A 267-nucleotide genomic window follows, 5' to 3' on the forward strand; every position below is an offset into this window, starting at 1 on the left:
GGCGCGCCGCGGCCGGCGCTCTGTGTCCTCTGGCAATGGATCGGTCTGGGGATCGGATTCTTCCTGGCACGGCAACTGATCCGCTTTCCGCTTGAGACCCGCGCCGTGCTGGCGGTGATGGTCGCGATGGCGGTTGCGTCGGCGGTGTACGGCTATTATCAGGTCGCCGTCGAGATTCCCCAGACGCGGCGCTACTACGAAGACGAACTCCAACCCAGCGGGCGGGTTCCCAAAAGCATCGATCAGGCCCAGAGGGAAGCCCGTCTT

General features: G+C 64.8%; 1 protein-coding gene. It reads left to right on the forward strand.

Going from position 1 to position 267, the window contains the following annotated elements; all coding sequences use genetic code 11:
- Window positions 1–267: hypothetical protein (locus L9G74_RS20840; protein WP_238898666.1), on the forward strand; the 267-nt coding region annotated here is incomplete at both ends.

Origin of the sequence: Shewanella electrica (genome assembly GCF_022321485.1) — a bacterium.
GTDB lineage: Bacteria > Pseudomonadota > Gammaproteobacteria > Enterobacterales > Shewanellaceae > Shewanella > Shewanella electrica.